This is a genomic window from Enterobacter sp. T1-1 (assembly GCF_000710795.1).
In the GTDB taxonomy this organism is placed as follows: Bacteria; Pseudomonadota; Gammaproteobacteria; order Enterobacterales; family Enterobacteriaceae; genus Enterobacter; species Enterobacter cloacae.
This window is the reverse complement of record NZ_JALW01000012.1, coordinates 80280-93972: the sequence shown is the minus strand read 5'-3', so window position 1 is coordinate 93972 and position 13693 is coordinate 80280. Positions and strand designations below refer to the sequence as shown.

The 13693-nt window shown below is 53.6% G+C and carries 11 protein-coding genes; 5 read left to right on the top strand and 6 right to left on the bottom strand.

Annotated elements, in window-relative coordinates:
- Nucleotides 1-221: 221 nt before the first annotated feature.
- A complete protein-coding gene (locus tag AK59_RS0105565; protein ID WP_029882250.1) occupies nucleotides 222-1055 on the top strand; it encodes a MurR/RpiR family transcriptional regulator in 834 nt (277 codons plus the stop codon).
- Nucleotides 1056-1645: 590 nt separating this feature from the next.
- Entirely contained in the window at nucleotides 1646-2566 is a 921-nt protein-coding gene (locus tag AK59_RS0105560) for a hypothetical protein (protein WP_229059873.1), read from the top strand.
- 115 nt (nucleotides 2567-2681) lie between these two features.
- On the opposite strand, the gene guaA is transcribed toward AK59_RS0105560, so the two are convergent.
- Both guaA and guaB read right to left on the bottom strand, forming a co-directional pair.
- Nucleotides 2682-4259 (bottom strand): glutamine-hydrolyzing GMP synthase, encoded by a 1578-nt coding sequence (gene guaA, locus AK59_RS0105555; protein ID WP_013098264.1) that lies wholly within the window; start codon nucleotides 4257-4259, stop codon nucleotides 2682-2684.
- 67 nt (nucleotides 4260-4326) lie between these two features.
- Nucleotides 4327-5793: an IMP dehydrogenase gene (guaB, locus tag AK59_RS0105550; protein WP_013098265.1), complete on the bottom strand. Its 1467-nt coding sequence runs from the start codon at nucleotides 5791-5793 to the stop codon at nucleotides 4327-4329.
- Between the two features lie 159 nt (nucleotides 5794-5952).
- Here guaB and xseA point away from each other — a divergent pair, with 159 nt between their 5' ends.
- Entirely contained in the window at nucleotides 5953-7326 is a 1374-nt protein-coding gene (gene xseA / locus AK59_RS0105545; protein ID WP_029882248.1) for an exodeoxyribonuclease VII large subunit, read from the top strand.
- Here xseA and AK59_RS0105540 read toward each other — a convergent pair whose 3' ends face one another.
- On the bottom strand, nucleotides 7327-8460 hold the full coding sequence (locus AK59_RS0105540; protein WP_029882247.1) for an MFS transporter: 1134 nt from the start codon (nucleotides 8458-8460) through the stop codon (nucleotides 7327-7329).
- A gap of 162 nt (nucleotides 8461-8622) precedes the next feature.
- On the opposite strand from AK59_RS0105540, the gene AK59_RS0105535 reads away from it, so the two are divergent.
- Together AK59_RS0105535 and AK59_RS0105530 are read left to right on the top strand one after the other, a co-directional pair.
- Nucleotides 8623-9642: a M4 family metallopeptidase gene (locus tag AK59_RS0105535; protein ID WP_023620379.1), complete on the top strand. Its 1020-nt coding sequence runs from the start codon at nucleotides 8623-8625 to the stop codon at nucleotides 9640-9642.
- Nucleotides 9643-9993 (top strand): protealysin inhibitor emfourin, encoded by a 351-nt coding sequence (locus AK59_RS0105530; RefSeq protein WP_013098269.1) that lies wholly within the window; start codon nucleotides 9643-9645, stop codon nucleotides 9991-9993.
- Here the strand turns inward: AK59_RS0105530 and AK59_RS0105525 are convergent.
- The 3 genes from AK59_RS0105525 to der form a co-directional block, all read right to left on the bottom strand.
- Entirely contained in the window at nucleotides 9990-10211 is a 222-nt protein-coding gene (locus AK59_RS0105525) for a zinc ribbon domain-containing protein (protein ID WP_020690017.1), read from the bottom strand. The two genes, AK59_RS0105530 and AK59_RS0105525, sit on opposite strands and share 4 nt — an antisense overlap.
- Before the next feature lie 52 nt (nucleotides 10212-10263).
- The gene (locus tag AK59_RS0105520) at nucleotides 10264-11808 is read right to left on the bottom strand and encodes a peptide MFS transporter (RefSeq protein WP_029882246.1); all 1545 of its coding nucleotides are present in this window, start codon (nucleotides 11806-11808) and stop codon (nucleotides 10264-10266) included.
- A gap of 297 nt (nucleotides 11809-12105) precedes the next feature.
- Nucleotides 12106-13581: a ribosome biogenesis GTPase Der gene (gene der, locus AK59_RS0105515; RefSeq protein WP_029882245.1), complete on the bottom strand. Its 1476-nt coding sequence runs from the start codon at nucleotides 13579-13581 to the stop codon at nucleotides 12106-12108.
- Nucleotides 13582-13693: the final 112 nt, after the last annotated feature.

The following is a 13693-nucleotide window of genomic DNA, read 5'->3' as shown; positions in this document are numbered from 1 at the left end:
TATTCCATTTTAAGTTGAAATAAAATAAATGATGATTATTGTGATCAAGGATGGATTTTTATGTTAACAGCCAACAACACTGACGCAGCGTGCGCTATTAAGGATTTTCAGGCGATGAAATGAGTGAAGTTTCTGTTTCATTTTTGCTGCCAGATGGATGGCCAACATTTAAAAGACGCGGTTTTGCGTTTAGAATCATAAGACTGTATTTGGGGGATAACATGACGACAGCAACCAGCCTGAACGAACTGCAGCAGCAAATCCGCGATCGCTACGATAGCCTGAGCAAGAGGCTGCAGCAGGTCTCCCGCTATGTACTGGATAATACGAACAGTGTGGCGTTTGATACGGTTGCGGTCATTGCCGAGCGTGCCGATGTGCCGCCCTCGACGCTGATCCGTTTTGCCAATGCCTTTGACTTTACCGGCTTCAACGAGATGAAACAGCTGTTTCGTATGAACCTGGTGGAGGAGACCGCCAGCTACAGCGATCGTGCGCGGCTGTTCCGCGAAATGGAGAGCGAAGCCGTGCCGGAAACGCCGCTCGATATCCTGCAGGAGTTTGCCCGCTCGAACGCGCAGGCGCTGCAGCAGCTGGCCGCCCGCGCCGAACCGGAGATGCTGGAGCGCGCCGTACAGCTTCTGGCCGACGCGGACACCATTTACATTGCCGGACTGCGCCGCTCCTTTAGCGTCGCTGCTTATCTCACCTATGCTTTAAGCCACCTGGAGTGCCGCCCGATTCTGCTCGACGGCATGGGCGGCATGCTGCGTGAGCAGATCAGCCGCATTAAGGCGCGCGACATTGTGGTGTCGATCAGCTTCTCGCCGTACGCGGAAGAGACGGTGATGGTCAGCGAAACCGCCGCCAGCGTCGGCGCGCGGCAGATTGTGATTACGGACAGCCAGATTAGCCCACTGGCGACGTTTAGCGATCTCTGCTTTGTGGTGAAAGAGGCGCAGGTGGATGCGTTTCGATCTCAGTCGGCAACGCTGTGCCTGGTGCAGTCGCTGGTGGTGGCGCTGGCGTATAGGTTGGGGAGTGGGGCGAAATAGTCTGCATTGCCTTACCCGGCCGGAAACGGCACAGCCGTCACCCGGCATTTTGGTAAGTTCTTTTATTCAAAGGGCTATCTGAGCCTTTTATTGAAGGCATTTATAGTAGAAAAATCAATCAGTTTACTATCTCGAAGGTTGCGAGATTGCGGTTTGATAGATGATGATTTGAGAGAATAATATGTCAAACAACAGGAACATCCTGTTGACATAATTCAACTAACAATTCAACAACTAAATATAATAGTTTGGCGTATTTATGTTTAAACTCTACGCTGAAATTTCTTCATTTCATTGGGACTTATGTATTGGTCTGAGATGAGCATAACCCCTAAGTCCACGAGGACAAATTCAGTGTGCCACTACACTAACGCTTACAAGACTACGCGAAATGCATACTCTTCTGGCTAATTCATTTATTGCAGTGATGTAAATATATCCTGCAGCGTTAACCATGCAGGGTTTAGAATAATCAGTCTCATAACGATCCCTAGTGGAATTTTAAAACTCTAATCCTCTGAACAATTTCCTTGATGCAGAAATGTTCAACAAAGTATAATCCTAGGACGTGGAATAATAGATGATATGTTATGGATACAATGAATATTGGACTAACTGAAATTTTATCATTTGCCGCATTAATTGTATCGGCATTAAGTATGCTATATGCAAAAAAGCAAAGTGATTTTGCGAAGAAAGATCATTTCAATGACTATCGTTCACATTTATCTCAATCTCATTTGAAATATAGAAGTGCACTAACTGAAACACAAAAAAAACATAAAAATGATCTTATTAAATTAAGTAGACTAGCTGGGGAAACATTAATAAGAATAGTTAACCACTTCGATCAATATGATACCAATCAGCATGCAGAGAGATATCTACGACATTTACTGCATGAAAGTTCAGAAATGGTTTTCCGTACATTCCAAGGGCAACTCGCTTGGCAAACCTCAGAAAACATATCACATAGATTCTACCAAATATCCTTCATTGAGGATAACCTTAATCCTATTAAAAATATATTTGGAGATTGTTCTTTCAGGGAGAAAATTCATTCAAAGTATGATTTAGATCCAAATGCATATCTAGAGGCGGATTTAGTGAATGATACTTATTTTTGCAATCTGGTTTTAGAGATGAAAGCAAGAGTTGATCAATCTAAACTGCAAGAACTGATGAGCAACGTTCAAAAAGAAATGATTAACTTTAATACGTTGCACAACAATCTAAAAGCCGATCTCTCCATAAGTGCTAATTATCTTGACGATTTAATCCTTCAGGGAAATAAAGAGCACTTCCAACTGAGAGAATCTCCACAACTTTATTCTGAAATAAAAAGAACAAAAACACAATTGAAAACGTTAGGTTATATAAATATGCCTGAGGACTTGGATAAATCTTTTAGTGGGAGGAATTATTTCTCAATATCCAAAAGTATTTATTTATGTGCTCTCCTTCATGCAATACAATGCTTACATTCATGGGGCTGGGATTATGAACAATAAGGTATTATAAATTTGATTCGGACATTTAAATCTTTAACTTTTTTAAAAAGAACACCAATAGATAAAATTTATTGGTGTTCTTTTATTAAGTCAGGCGATGAAAAAACTTACTCCATCATTCCCACTCAATCGTAGCCGGTGGCTTACCGCTGATGTCATACACCACGCGGGAAATACCGTTCACTTCGTTGATGATGCGGTTAGACACACGTCCCAGGAAGTCATACGGCAGGTGCGCCCAGTGCGCGGTCATGAAGTCGATGGTTTCCACCGCACGCAGGGAAACAACCCAGTCGTACTTACGGCCATCGCCCATAACGCCGACGGAGCGAACTGGCAGGAACACGGTGAACGCCTGGCTCACTTTGTTATACAGGTCAGCTTTGTGCAGCTCTTCGATGAAGATAGCATCCGCGCGACGCAGCAGGTCGCAGTACTCTTTCTTCACTTCGCCCAGTACACGCACGCCCAGACCCGGACCCGGGAACGGGTGACGGTAGAGCATGTCGTACGGCAGACCCAGTTCCAGACCGATCTTACGCACTTCGTCTTTGAACAGCTCACGCAGCGGTTCAACCAGACCCATCTTCATCTCTTTCGGCAGGCCGCCCACGTTGTGGTGAGATTTGATGACGTGTGCTTTACCGGTTGCGGATGCCGCAGACTCGATCACGTCAGGGTAGATTGTGCCCTGTGCCAGCCACTTCACGTCTTCCAGCTTCAGCGCTTCTTCGTCGAACACTTCCACGAAGACGCGGCCGATGATCTTACGTTTGGCTTCCGGATCGTTGACACCGGCCAGCGCGTCCAGGAAGCGCTGTTCGCCTTCCACGTGAACGATGTTCAGACCGAAGTGGTCACCAAACATGTCCATGACCTGCTGGGCTTCATTCAGACGCAGCAGACCGTTGTCCACGAATACACAGGTCAGGTTTTTACCGATAGCGCGGTGCAGCAGCATCGCGGTTACGGAGGAGTCAACGCCACCGGACAGGCCGAGAATAACTTTGTCATCGCCAACCTGCTGACGGATACGCTCAACGGCGTCGTCGATGATTTTAGCCGGGGTCCACAGCGCTTCACACTGGCAGATATCGCGCACGAAGCGCTCCAGCATGCGCATACCCTGACGGGTGTGGGTCACTTCCGGGTGGAACTGCACGCCGTAGAAGCGTTTCTCTTCGTTCGCCATAATCGCGAACGGGCAGCTTTCGGTGCTGGCAACGGTCACGAAGTCGGACGGGATAGCGGTCACTTTATCGCCGTGGCTCATCCACACGTCCAGCAGCGGTTTGCCGTCTGCGGTCAGGGAGTCTTCGATACCGCGCACCAGCGCGCTGTCGTTCACCACTTCAACCTGTGCGTAGCCAAACTCACGCTCGTTGGAGCCTTCTACGTGGCCGCCCAGCTGCATTGCCATGGTCTGCATACCGTAGCAGACGCCGAATACCGGCACGCCCGCTTCGAACACATACTGCGGCGCACGCGGGCTGTTCTCTTCGGTGGTGCTTTCCGGGCCGCCGGACAGAATAATGCCGCTTGGATTGAATTCGCGAATCTGTGCTTCCGTGACATCCCACGCCCACAGTTCACAGTAAACGCCCAGTTCACGCACGCGACGCGCCACCAGCTGAGTGTACTGAGAACCAAAGTCCAGGATGAGAATGCGATGTTTATGAATGTTTTCCGTCATTGACGCTAATTCCGAGGCAAGTGAAACAAAAACAGAGCGCCCGGCATGAGCCGGGCGCGGAAACTTATCAGGAGCCCAGACGGTAGTTCGGGGACTCTTTGGTGATCGTCACGTCGTGAACGTGGCTCTCCTGGATACCCGCACCGCTGATGCGTACGAATTCCGCTTTAGTACGCAGCAGGTCAATGGTACCACAGCCGGTCAGACCCATACAGGAGCGCAGGCCGCCCATCTGCTGGTGAATGATCTCTTTCAGACGGCCTTTATAGGCAACGCGACCTTCGATACCTTCCGGCACCAGTTTGTCAGCAGCGTTATCGGTCTGGAAGTAACGGTCAGAAGAACCTTTGGACATCGCGCCCAGAGAGCCCATACCGCGGTAAGATTTGTAAGAACGGCCCTGGTAGAGTTCGATTTCACCCGGGGATTCTTCAGTCCCTGCCAGCATGGAGCCAACCATCACCGCGGAAGCACCTGCGGCGATCGCCTTAGCGATGTCGCCAGAGAAGCGGATACCGCCGTCTGCGATGACCGGAATGCCGGTGCCTTCCAGCGCTTCAACCGCGTCAGAAACCGCAGTGATCTGCGGAACACCTACACCGGTCACGATACGGGTTGTACAGATGGAGCCTGGGCCGATACCCACTTTCACCGCGCTGCAACCTGCGTCAGCCAGCGCGCGAGCACCTGCGCCTGTCGCCACGTTACCGCCGATGATCTGCAGATCAGGATATTTCGCACGGGTGTCGCGAATACGTTGCAGAACGCCTTCGGAGTGGCCGTGGGAGGAGTCAATCAGCAGCACGTCAACGCCTGCGGCAACCAGCGCATCAACACGCTCTTCGTTACCGGCACCTGCGCCAACCGCAGCGCCTACGCGCAGACGGCCATGCTCGTCTTTACAGGCGTTAGGTTTACGTTCTGCTTTCTGGAAGTCTTTAACGGTGATCATACCGCGCAGGTGGAAGTTCGCATCCACAACCAGCGCTTTCTCAACGCGTTTTTCGTGCATTTTTGCGAAGACAACATCACGCGCTTCACCTTCACGCACGGTCACCAGACGCTCTTTTGGCGTCATATATACGCTAACCGGCTGGTTCAGGTCGGTCACGAAACGCACGTCACGGCCGGTGATGATACCCACCAGCTCGTTCTCTTCGGTCACCACCGGGTAACCGGCAAAGCCGTTACGTTCGGTCAGGGCTTTCACTTCGTGCAGGGTGGTGGTTGGCAGAACGGTCTGTGGATCGGATACGATGCCGGATTCATGCTTCTTCACGCGGCGAACTTCTTCAGCCTGACGCTCGATAGACATGTTTTTGTGAATAAAGCCAATGCCACCTTCCTGTGCCAGGGCAATAGCCAGGCGCGCTTCAGTCACGGTGTCCATTGCCGCAGAGAGCATAGGAATGTTCAGGCGAATGGTTTTCGTCAACTGCGTGCTGAGATCGGCAGTATTCGGCAGAACGGTGGAGTGAGCGGGAACGAGGAGGACGTCGTCAAACGTCAGTGCTTCTTTAGCGATACGTAGCATGGGCAATATCTCTGACCTGGGTGGTTAAATATTGCCGTGGCATTATACAGAGCGTAACCGATTGCATCCACACTTTTTTATAAAAAAACCTTGCACTCACCTCTCAGCAGGTTACTATCGACTGAATAACTTGCTGATTTAGAATTTGATCCCGCTCACATGTTATCCTCTCAATCCCCCTCAATTTATACTGTCAGCCGCCTGAATCAGACGGTGCGTTTGCTGCTTGAGCAGGAAATGGGGCAGGTCTGGATCAGCGGTGAGATCTCTAACTTCACGCAGCCCGCTTCCGGCCACTGGTACTTTACGTTAAAAGACGACACCGCCCAGGTGCGCTGCGCCATGTTCCGCAACAGCAACCGCCGCGTGACGTTTCGTCCTCAGCATGGCCAGCAGGTGCTGGTGCGCGCCAATATTACGCTGTATGAACCGCGCGGCGACTACCAGATCATCGTCGAGAGCATGCAACCTGCGGGCGAAGGCTTACTCCAGCAGAAGTATGAACAGCTTAAGGCTGCGCTTTCGCAAGAGGGGTTGTTCGACCAGCAGTATAAAAAGCCCCTGCCCTCACCAGCCCACTGCGTTGGGGTAATCACCTCGAAAACCGGTGCCGCGCTGCACGATATTTTGCACGTCCTCAAGCGTCGCGATCCTTCCCTGCCCGTTATCATCTACCCGACCGCTGTTCAGGGTGACGATGCGCCAGGCCAGATTGTGCGTGCCATTGAGCTGGCGAACGCGCGTCAGGAGTGTGACGTATTAATCGTTGGGCGTGGCGGCGGCTCGCTGGAAGATTTGTGGAGCTTCAACGACGAGCGCGTGGCGCGGGCGATTTTTGCGAGTGCTATTCCCATCGTGAGCGCGGTCGGGCATGAAACGGATGTGACGATAGCCGATTTCGTTGCGGATTTACGCGCGCCTACGCCGTCTGCTGCGGCAGAAGTGGTGAGCCGCAATCAGCTGGAGCTGCTGCGTCAGATCCAGAACGGCCAGCAGCGCCTGGAGATGGCGATGGACTACTTCCTCGCTAACCGTACCCGCCGCTTTACCCAGCTTCATCACCGCCTGCAGCAGCAGCATCCACAGCTTCGCCTTGCGCGTCAGCAAACCGTGCTGGAGCGTCTGCGCCAGCGGATGAACTTCGCGCTGGATAATCAGCTCAAGCGCGCGATGTCGCGTCAGCAGCGCGTGACGCAGCGCCTGAATCAGCAAAACCCGCAGCCGAAAATTTACCGCGCACAAACGCGCATTCAGCAGCTGGAGTATCGTCTGGCAGAAACTGTCCGGGCACGACTTAGCACCACCCGCGAACGCTTTGGCAATGCGGTGACCCATCTTGAAGCGGTTAGCCCACTTTCTACCCTGGCACGCGGCTATAGCGTTACCACCGCCACTGACGGCAAAGTGCTGAAGCAAACCAAACAGGTGAAAGCCGGAGACGTGCTGACCACCCGTCTGTCGGACGGCTGGGTGGAAAGCGAAGTGAAAGGCGTGATGCCGGTAAAAAAACCTCGCGCCCGTAAAAAGGCGTAATCAGCGATGGCTCTCTGGCGTGACGGCTAGCATCAGCCAGGACATGCCTGAAAAAATCGCCAGCGCAGCCACTGCGCTCGTTAACCCCAGAAGCAGGCCAAAAAGGATAGCCCCCACAACCTGCCCGCCTGCCAGCATCAGAAAGGCCAGGCTGACTCCAGCCGCAGGTGAAGGATGTGCGATCTCTGCCCCCTTCACCAACAATACCCCGGACAAAATCACATACCCCGCGCCGCTCATGGCCACTGCCGGAATAAGCCACCAGGAGAAACCGTGGCTTACTGTCAGAACCGCCAGAGAAATGGCCATGAAGATCTGGGATAAACGATAGACCCCCCGCATGCCGATACGCCTTGCCATACTTCCGGTAAATATGGCAATAATCCCCGCCCCGCCGCTTATCAGCCAGAGAATATTGGTCGCTGCGCTATCCAGCTCCGTGTGACGCATAAGTATTTCCGGGCCAAAGCTCCACCATGCGGCGCTGGCCATACCGCTGATAAAGGCAATCCCCAGCAGCCGAAACATGCCGGGTTTGCGTACGATAGATAGCACCTTTGGCGTTGAATCACGGGCTTTCGCCGCAGATGACGGCAGATACCGCCACAAAGCCGGCAGGCACAGCAGCGCCATAATGGCGAACACAACACAGGCTGCCCGCCAGCCCCCGGGCATGAAAAACAGAACGGGCACCGAGAGAATGATCCCACCGCTCGTTCCGGCATTGATGGTGGTATTCACATGGAGCTGACGGTCAGGGGCGATCCTGTCATTAACCGCCCCGGCAAGGGCCGGTGAGGCCAGGCCCGAGCTCAGCCCGGCAATAAATAAACCTGTCGCCAGCATCGTTGAATGCGCCGAAGTCGCGAGAATGAACAACCCCGCGGCGGCGGCGATGGCCGCCAGCAAGGCGGGCAAACGAGGCCCAACGCGCGCAATAAGGTATGAGGCCATAAATATCGACATGCAATACGCCGCATAACTACAGGAGGCTATAAACCCCGCCACCTGCGGGGTGAAAGGGATAGCCTGGCGGATATCAGGCAGCATCAGGCCCCACGAAAACCTTGCCATACCATAGGTCACCGCGATGATTGAAAACCCGGTTATGCTCAGCGAAGTCTGTCTGTTCATTACGCTCCTCTTACTTAATGCCGTTTAAAAAACCTAAACGGTGGTGAAGCGTTGCGCCAGTTTTTAAGGAGACGAATTGTCCGACTTACAACCAGCACCGGTTTAATGTTTTACACTTAAGAAGATTCTTTTTTCGGCATTGCCAGAAAACAGGAGAGTTGCATGACCCGAATTCACAGCGTGATCCCCCCTTATATTCTTCGTCGTATTATCGAAAGCGGTTCAGAGCCGCAGCAGCGCTGCGCCCGCCAGACTTTAACCCATGTTCAGACGCTGATGGCCCACATGCCTGGCAAACCTGCCGCGCCGCACGTGAGCAAAGCCGGACAGCTGGAGCGCGATATCTACGATGCGAAACAGACCCAGGAGCTGCCGGGCACGCAGGTGCGCTATGAAGGCCAGCCATCCAATGGGGATGTGGCCGTCGATGAAGCCTATGACTATTTAGGCATCACCCACGATTTCTTCTGGAAAGAATACCAGCGTGACTCGCTCGATAATAAAGGGCTGATCCTCACCGGCACCGTGCACTATGGCCGGGAATACCAGAACGCCTTCTGGAACGGTCAGCAGATGGTCTTTGGCGATGGCGACGGGGAAATATTTAACCGTTTTACCATTGCCATCGACGTTGTGGCGCACGAACTCAGCCATGGCGTTACCGAGACCGAAGCCGGGCTGATCTATTTTGAACAATCGGGTGCGCTGAATGAGTCCCTGTCGGACGTGTTTGGCTCGCTGGTTAAACAGTATCACCTGAAGCAAACCGCCGACCAGGCCGACTGGCTGATTGGCGAAGGTCTGCTGGCGAAAGGGATTAACGGCAAAGGGCTGCGCTCCATGTCGGAGCCGGGCACCGCCTATGACGATCCTCTGCTCGGTAAAGATCCGCAACCGGCGCACATGAAGGATTTCATCAAAACGCGTGAAGATAACGGCGGCGTCCATCTTAACTCCGGCATTCCCAACAGGGCGTTTTATCTGGCCGCAACGGCAATCGGCGGCTATGCCTGGGAAAAAGCGGGTTATGCCTGGTACGACACAGTTTGCGATCGCAATCTGCCACAAGATGCGGATTTTGATGCCTTCGCAAAACTGACGATAGCCCACGGCGAAAAGCGCTCGGGCAGCGACGTTGGGGCGGCGATAAGACAAGCCTGGGAACAGGTGGGAGTGCTGTAAATGCAGGTTCCGGAACTGACGGATGACGCCGTGGTTGAGCTGGCCCGGGAAGGCGGCGTCGCTTTTATTCCCAGGCTGAGCGGCCAGCGCACCATCACGCTCTCATCTCTCAATGAGGCGCAGCGTCAGCGCGTGGTAAGTATTCTGGAGCAAGCCATTCCGCGTGGGCAACCGCCTGGTCAGACGTCGTCACCAGGCAGCGGTGACCAGCGTTATTTTCGTATCCAGATCTTCTGGACCCGGCACAACGAAGCGCAGTATACCGATATTATTGTGCTGGTACCGGAGCAGGAAGCGCCCGAATCGCTGGTTGAACTCTGGCAGAAAGGCGAAGGCTGCGTGTGTGATTAAGCCCCGACAGGGACGAACTCCACGCGTTTTTTAGAGATCAGGCCGTGGCCGTTCTGGCAGAAATAGTCCACCGCACCGCAGGCCTTTAATACCTGGAGTGGCTGATGGCACTCCGGGCAGCGGGCTTCGAGCGCAATATCTTTGTGACAGTGTTCGCAGTAAGCCACGCCGTTTTGCGGCTCCAGCTCGGCATGGCAGGTTGGACAGGCGATCGACATAGTAACTCCTTAAGCAGGTTGCCGGGGCGAAGCGGTCGCCCCGGCGGATCGATTATACCGCCTCAGTGGCAGGTTTCGTCCGGGCATTTTCCAGCATGCGACGAACCGGCACAATGAGAACGATCAGTACCGCAGCACAAATCAGCAGCGCGATGGAGCAACGCGCGAAGAGATCTGGCAACATATCCAGCTGGTCGGCCTTCACGTGGCCGCCAATCAGACCGGCAGCCAGGTTACCCAACGCACTTGCGCAGAACCACAGCCCCATCATCTGACCGCGCATTCTTTCTGGTGCCAGCAGGGTCATGGTAGCCAGACCAATAGGGCTCAGACACAGCTCACCCAGCGTCAGCATCAAAATACTGCCTACCAGCCAGAACGGCGAAACGCCTGCCCCGCCGTTGCTCAGCACATTCTGCGCCGCCAGCATCATCAGGCCAAAGCCCGCCGCCGCACAGAGAATACCAATAACAAACTTGGTGATACTGCTCGGGCGAATGTTCATGGTGGCAAGCTTCGGCCACGCCCAGCTGAATACCGGCGCCAGCAGAATGATGAACAGGGCGTTGATCGACTGGAACCATACGGCCGGAATTTCGAAATCACCGATCATGCGATTGGTGTAGTCGTTGGCAAACAGGTTAAAGGAAGTCGGTTTCTGTTCAAACGCGGACCAGAAGAACGCAGCGGAAACCAGCAGGATAAAGCAGACCAGCAGTCTGGCGCGCTCTTTACGGGTCAGGCCGGCGAAGATGAACAGATAAATAAAGTAGAGCGCAACGGATGCCGCAATCACATAGACCAGCATACTGGCCACCGCGACCGGGTTAATCACAATGACCCCCTGGGCGATCAGCGTGACGAGAACCGCCACCCCAACCGCCAGCGCCATCAGCCACGCGCCCACGCCGTTGCGTTTGACCACCGGGCTGTTCCAGGTGGAATCGAGGCCCACTTCGCTGTCGTAGCGCTTCATAGACGGGACAGCAAACACGCGGAAGATAATCAGCGCCACCAGCATCCCTATGCCGCCAATACCAAAGCCCCAGTGCCAGCCGTGGGTTTTAATCAACCAGCCGGAAATCAGCGGCGCAATGAACGAGCCCATGTTGATGCCCATATAGAACAACGAGAATCCGCCGTCACGACGCGCATCGCCTTTTTTATACAGGGTGCCGACCATCACGGAGATACAGGTCTTGAACAGGCCCGATCCCAGCACAATAAACATCAGGCCGATAAAGAACAGGTTGTTCCCCATCACCGCCGAGAGCGCAATCGACAGGTGGCCGAGCGCAATCAGAATCGAGCCGTACCAGACGGCTCGCTGCTGGCCGAGCCAGTTATCGGCCAGCCAGCCACCCGGCAGCGCGGCCAGGTACATGGTACCGGCGAAGATACCGACAATCGCCGAGGCGTTTTCACGCGCCAGCCCCATGCCGCCGTCATAGACGGTGGCGGCCATAAAGAGGATCAGTAACGGACGAATGCCGTAAAACGAGAAACGCTCCCACATCTCGGTAAAGAACAGCGAACCGAGCGGATAAGGATGGCCGAAGAACGTTCGGCTTTCTTTTTGATTAACAGAGGATTGCATAATTCTCCCGAAAGGTATGTCGTTGTGCTGAAAGCACCGCGCGTACGCCGGCCAGTTACGTATCTGACCGATTTTTTACATGCGGCGAAAAATGAGTTAACCATTTGATAACCAGGCGCTAGTTTTGTCTAGTACCAGACCCTGGACTTTAAGATGAAAATTCGACGATTGTCTACTTTCTTAGATTTAAACATGGTTAAAAGCGAATAGTGATTGACTTCACACAAGGAAGGCAGGCGTTTTGTATAGGCGAAAAAAACCCGCGACAGGCGCGGGTTTTTGTGAGACAGGCAAAGTTTATTTGCTTTTCTTAATGTGCTTAATCAAACGCTTACGCTTACGCATCTGGTTTGGCGTCAGGGTGTTACGCTTGTTAGCAAACGGGTTATCCCCTTCCTTGAACTGGATACGGATAGGGGTGCCCATCACGTCCAGCGATTTACGGAAGTAGTTCATCAGATAACGCTTGTAAGAATCCGGCAGGTCTTTCACCTGGTTGCCATGAATCACCACGATTGGCGGGTTATAGCCACCGGCGTGGGCGTATTTCAGCTTCACGCGACGGCCACGTACCAGCGGCGGCTGATGGTCTTCTGCTGCCATGTTCATGATGCGGGTCAGCATAGCGGTGCTCTGACGACGGGTGGAGCTGTCATACGCTTCACGCACGGAGTCGAACAGGTTACCCACACCGCTGCCGTGCAGCGCAGAGATAAAGTGCACGCGAGCAAAATCGATGAAGCCCAGACGGAAGTCCAGCGTCTCTTTCACCTGCTCACGAACTTCATTGCTCAGGCCATCCCATTTGTTCACCACGATAACCAGTGAGCGCCCACTATTGAGGATAAAGCCGAGCAGCGACAAGTCCTGATCGGAGATACCTTCACGCGCGTCGATAACCAGCAGCACAACGTTGGCATCTTCAATCGCCTGAAGGGTTTTAATGACGGAGAATTTCTCCACCACATCGGTGATTTTTCCGCGCTTACGCACGCCCGCGGTGTCGATGAGTACATACTCACGCTCATCACGCTCCATCGGGATGTAGATGCTGTCACGGGTGGTGCCCGGCATGTCGTATACCACCACACGCTCTTCGCCCAGAATACGGTTAGTGAGCGTAGACTTACCTACGTTTGGACGCCCCACAATGGCCAGTTTAATCGGCAGATCCTGCGGGTTGAATGTCTCTTCAGGCTCTTCTTCTTCGCCTTCTTCACCGTCTTCGAACTGCGCCCAGTATGCCGCGTCTTCGTCCACCTCTTCCGGCGGGTTCACTTCGTCAACCCACGGCAGCAGAACGGTTTCCAGCAGGCTGGTCACGCCGCGGCCATGCGATGCGGCGATCGGGTAGATATCACCCAGACCTAAAGACCAGAAATCGGCGATCGCCTGATCGGCATCGATACCGTCAGTTTTGTTCGCCACCAGGAAGGTCGGTTTTTCACGCGAACGCAGATGTTTAGCAATGGCGGAATCCGCAGGCATCAGGCCAGCACGGGCATCCACCATAAACAGCACCACGTCTGCCTCTTCGATGGCCAGCAGAGACTGCTCCGCCATGCGGGTTTCAACGCCGTCTTCTGTCCCGTCGATACCACCGGTATCGATACAGATGAACTCGCGTCCTTCCACCTCTGCACGACCGTACTTACGGTCACGCGTCAGCCCCGGGAAATCCGCAACCAGCGCATCACGGGTGCGTGTTAAACGGTTAAAAAGAGTGGATTTTCCAACGTTAGGGCGCCCGACAAGCGCGACCACAGGTACCATGTTTGAAGCCTCATAAAATTCAAAATAACGTCGCTTTCGCAGCGTTTTTAAAAATGTCAAAACGGCTCCTGAGTGAACAGGAGCCGTTTAGTATACTACAACCGCCGGGTAA

Coding starts and splice junctions, on each gene's coding strand:
- AK59_RS0105525 (WP_020690017.1), bottom strand. CDS start 10,211: ATGTCGATCGCCTGTCCAACCTGCCATGCCGAGCTGGAGCCGCAAAAC.
- AK59_RS0105540 (WP_029882247.1), bottom strand. CDS start 8,460: ATGAACAGACAGACTTCGCTGAGCATAACCGGGTTTTCAATCATCGCG.
- xseA (WP_029882248.1), top strand. CDS start 5,953: ATGTTATCCTCTCAATCCCCCTCAATTTATACTGTCAGCCGCCTGAAT.
- der (WP_029882245.1), bottom strand. CDS start 13,581: ATGGTACCTGTGGTCGCGCTTGTCGGGCGCCCTAACGTTGGAAAATCC.
- guaB (WP_013098265.1), bottom strand. CDS start 5,793: ATGCTACGTATCGCTAAAGAAGCACTGACGTTTGACGACGTCCTCCTC.
- guaA (WP_013098264.1), bottom strand. CDS start 4,259: ATGACGGAAAACATTCATAAACATCGCATTCTCATCCTGGACTTTGGT.
- AK59_RS0105520 (WP_029882246.1), bottom strand. CDS start 11,808: ATGCAATCCTCTGTTAATCAAAAAGAAAGCCGAACGTTCTTCGGCCAT.
- AK59_RS0105565 (WP_029882250.1), top strand. CDS start 222: ATGACGACAGCAACCAGCCTGAACGAACTGCAGCAGCAAATCCGCGAT.
- AK59_RS0105535 (WP_023620379.1), top strand. CDS start 8,623: ATGACCCGAATTCACAGCGTGATCCCCCCTTATATTCTTCGTCGTATT.
- AK59_RS0105560 (WP_229059873.1), top strand. CDS start 1,646: ATGGATACAATGAATATTGGACTAACTGAAATTTTATCATTTGCCGCA.
- AK59_RS0105530 (WP_013098269.1), top strand. CDS start 9,643: ATGCAGGTTCCGGAACTGACGGATGACGCCGTGGTTGAGCTGGCCCGG.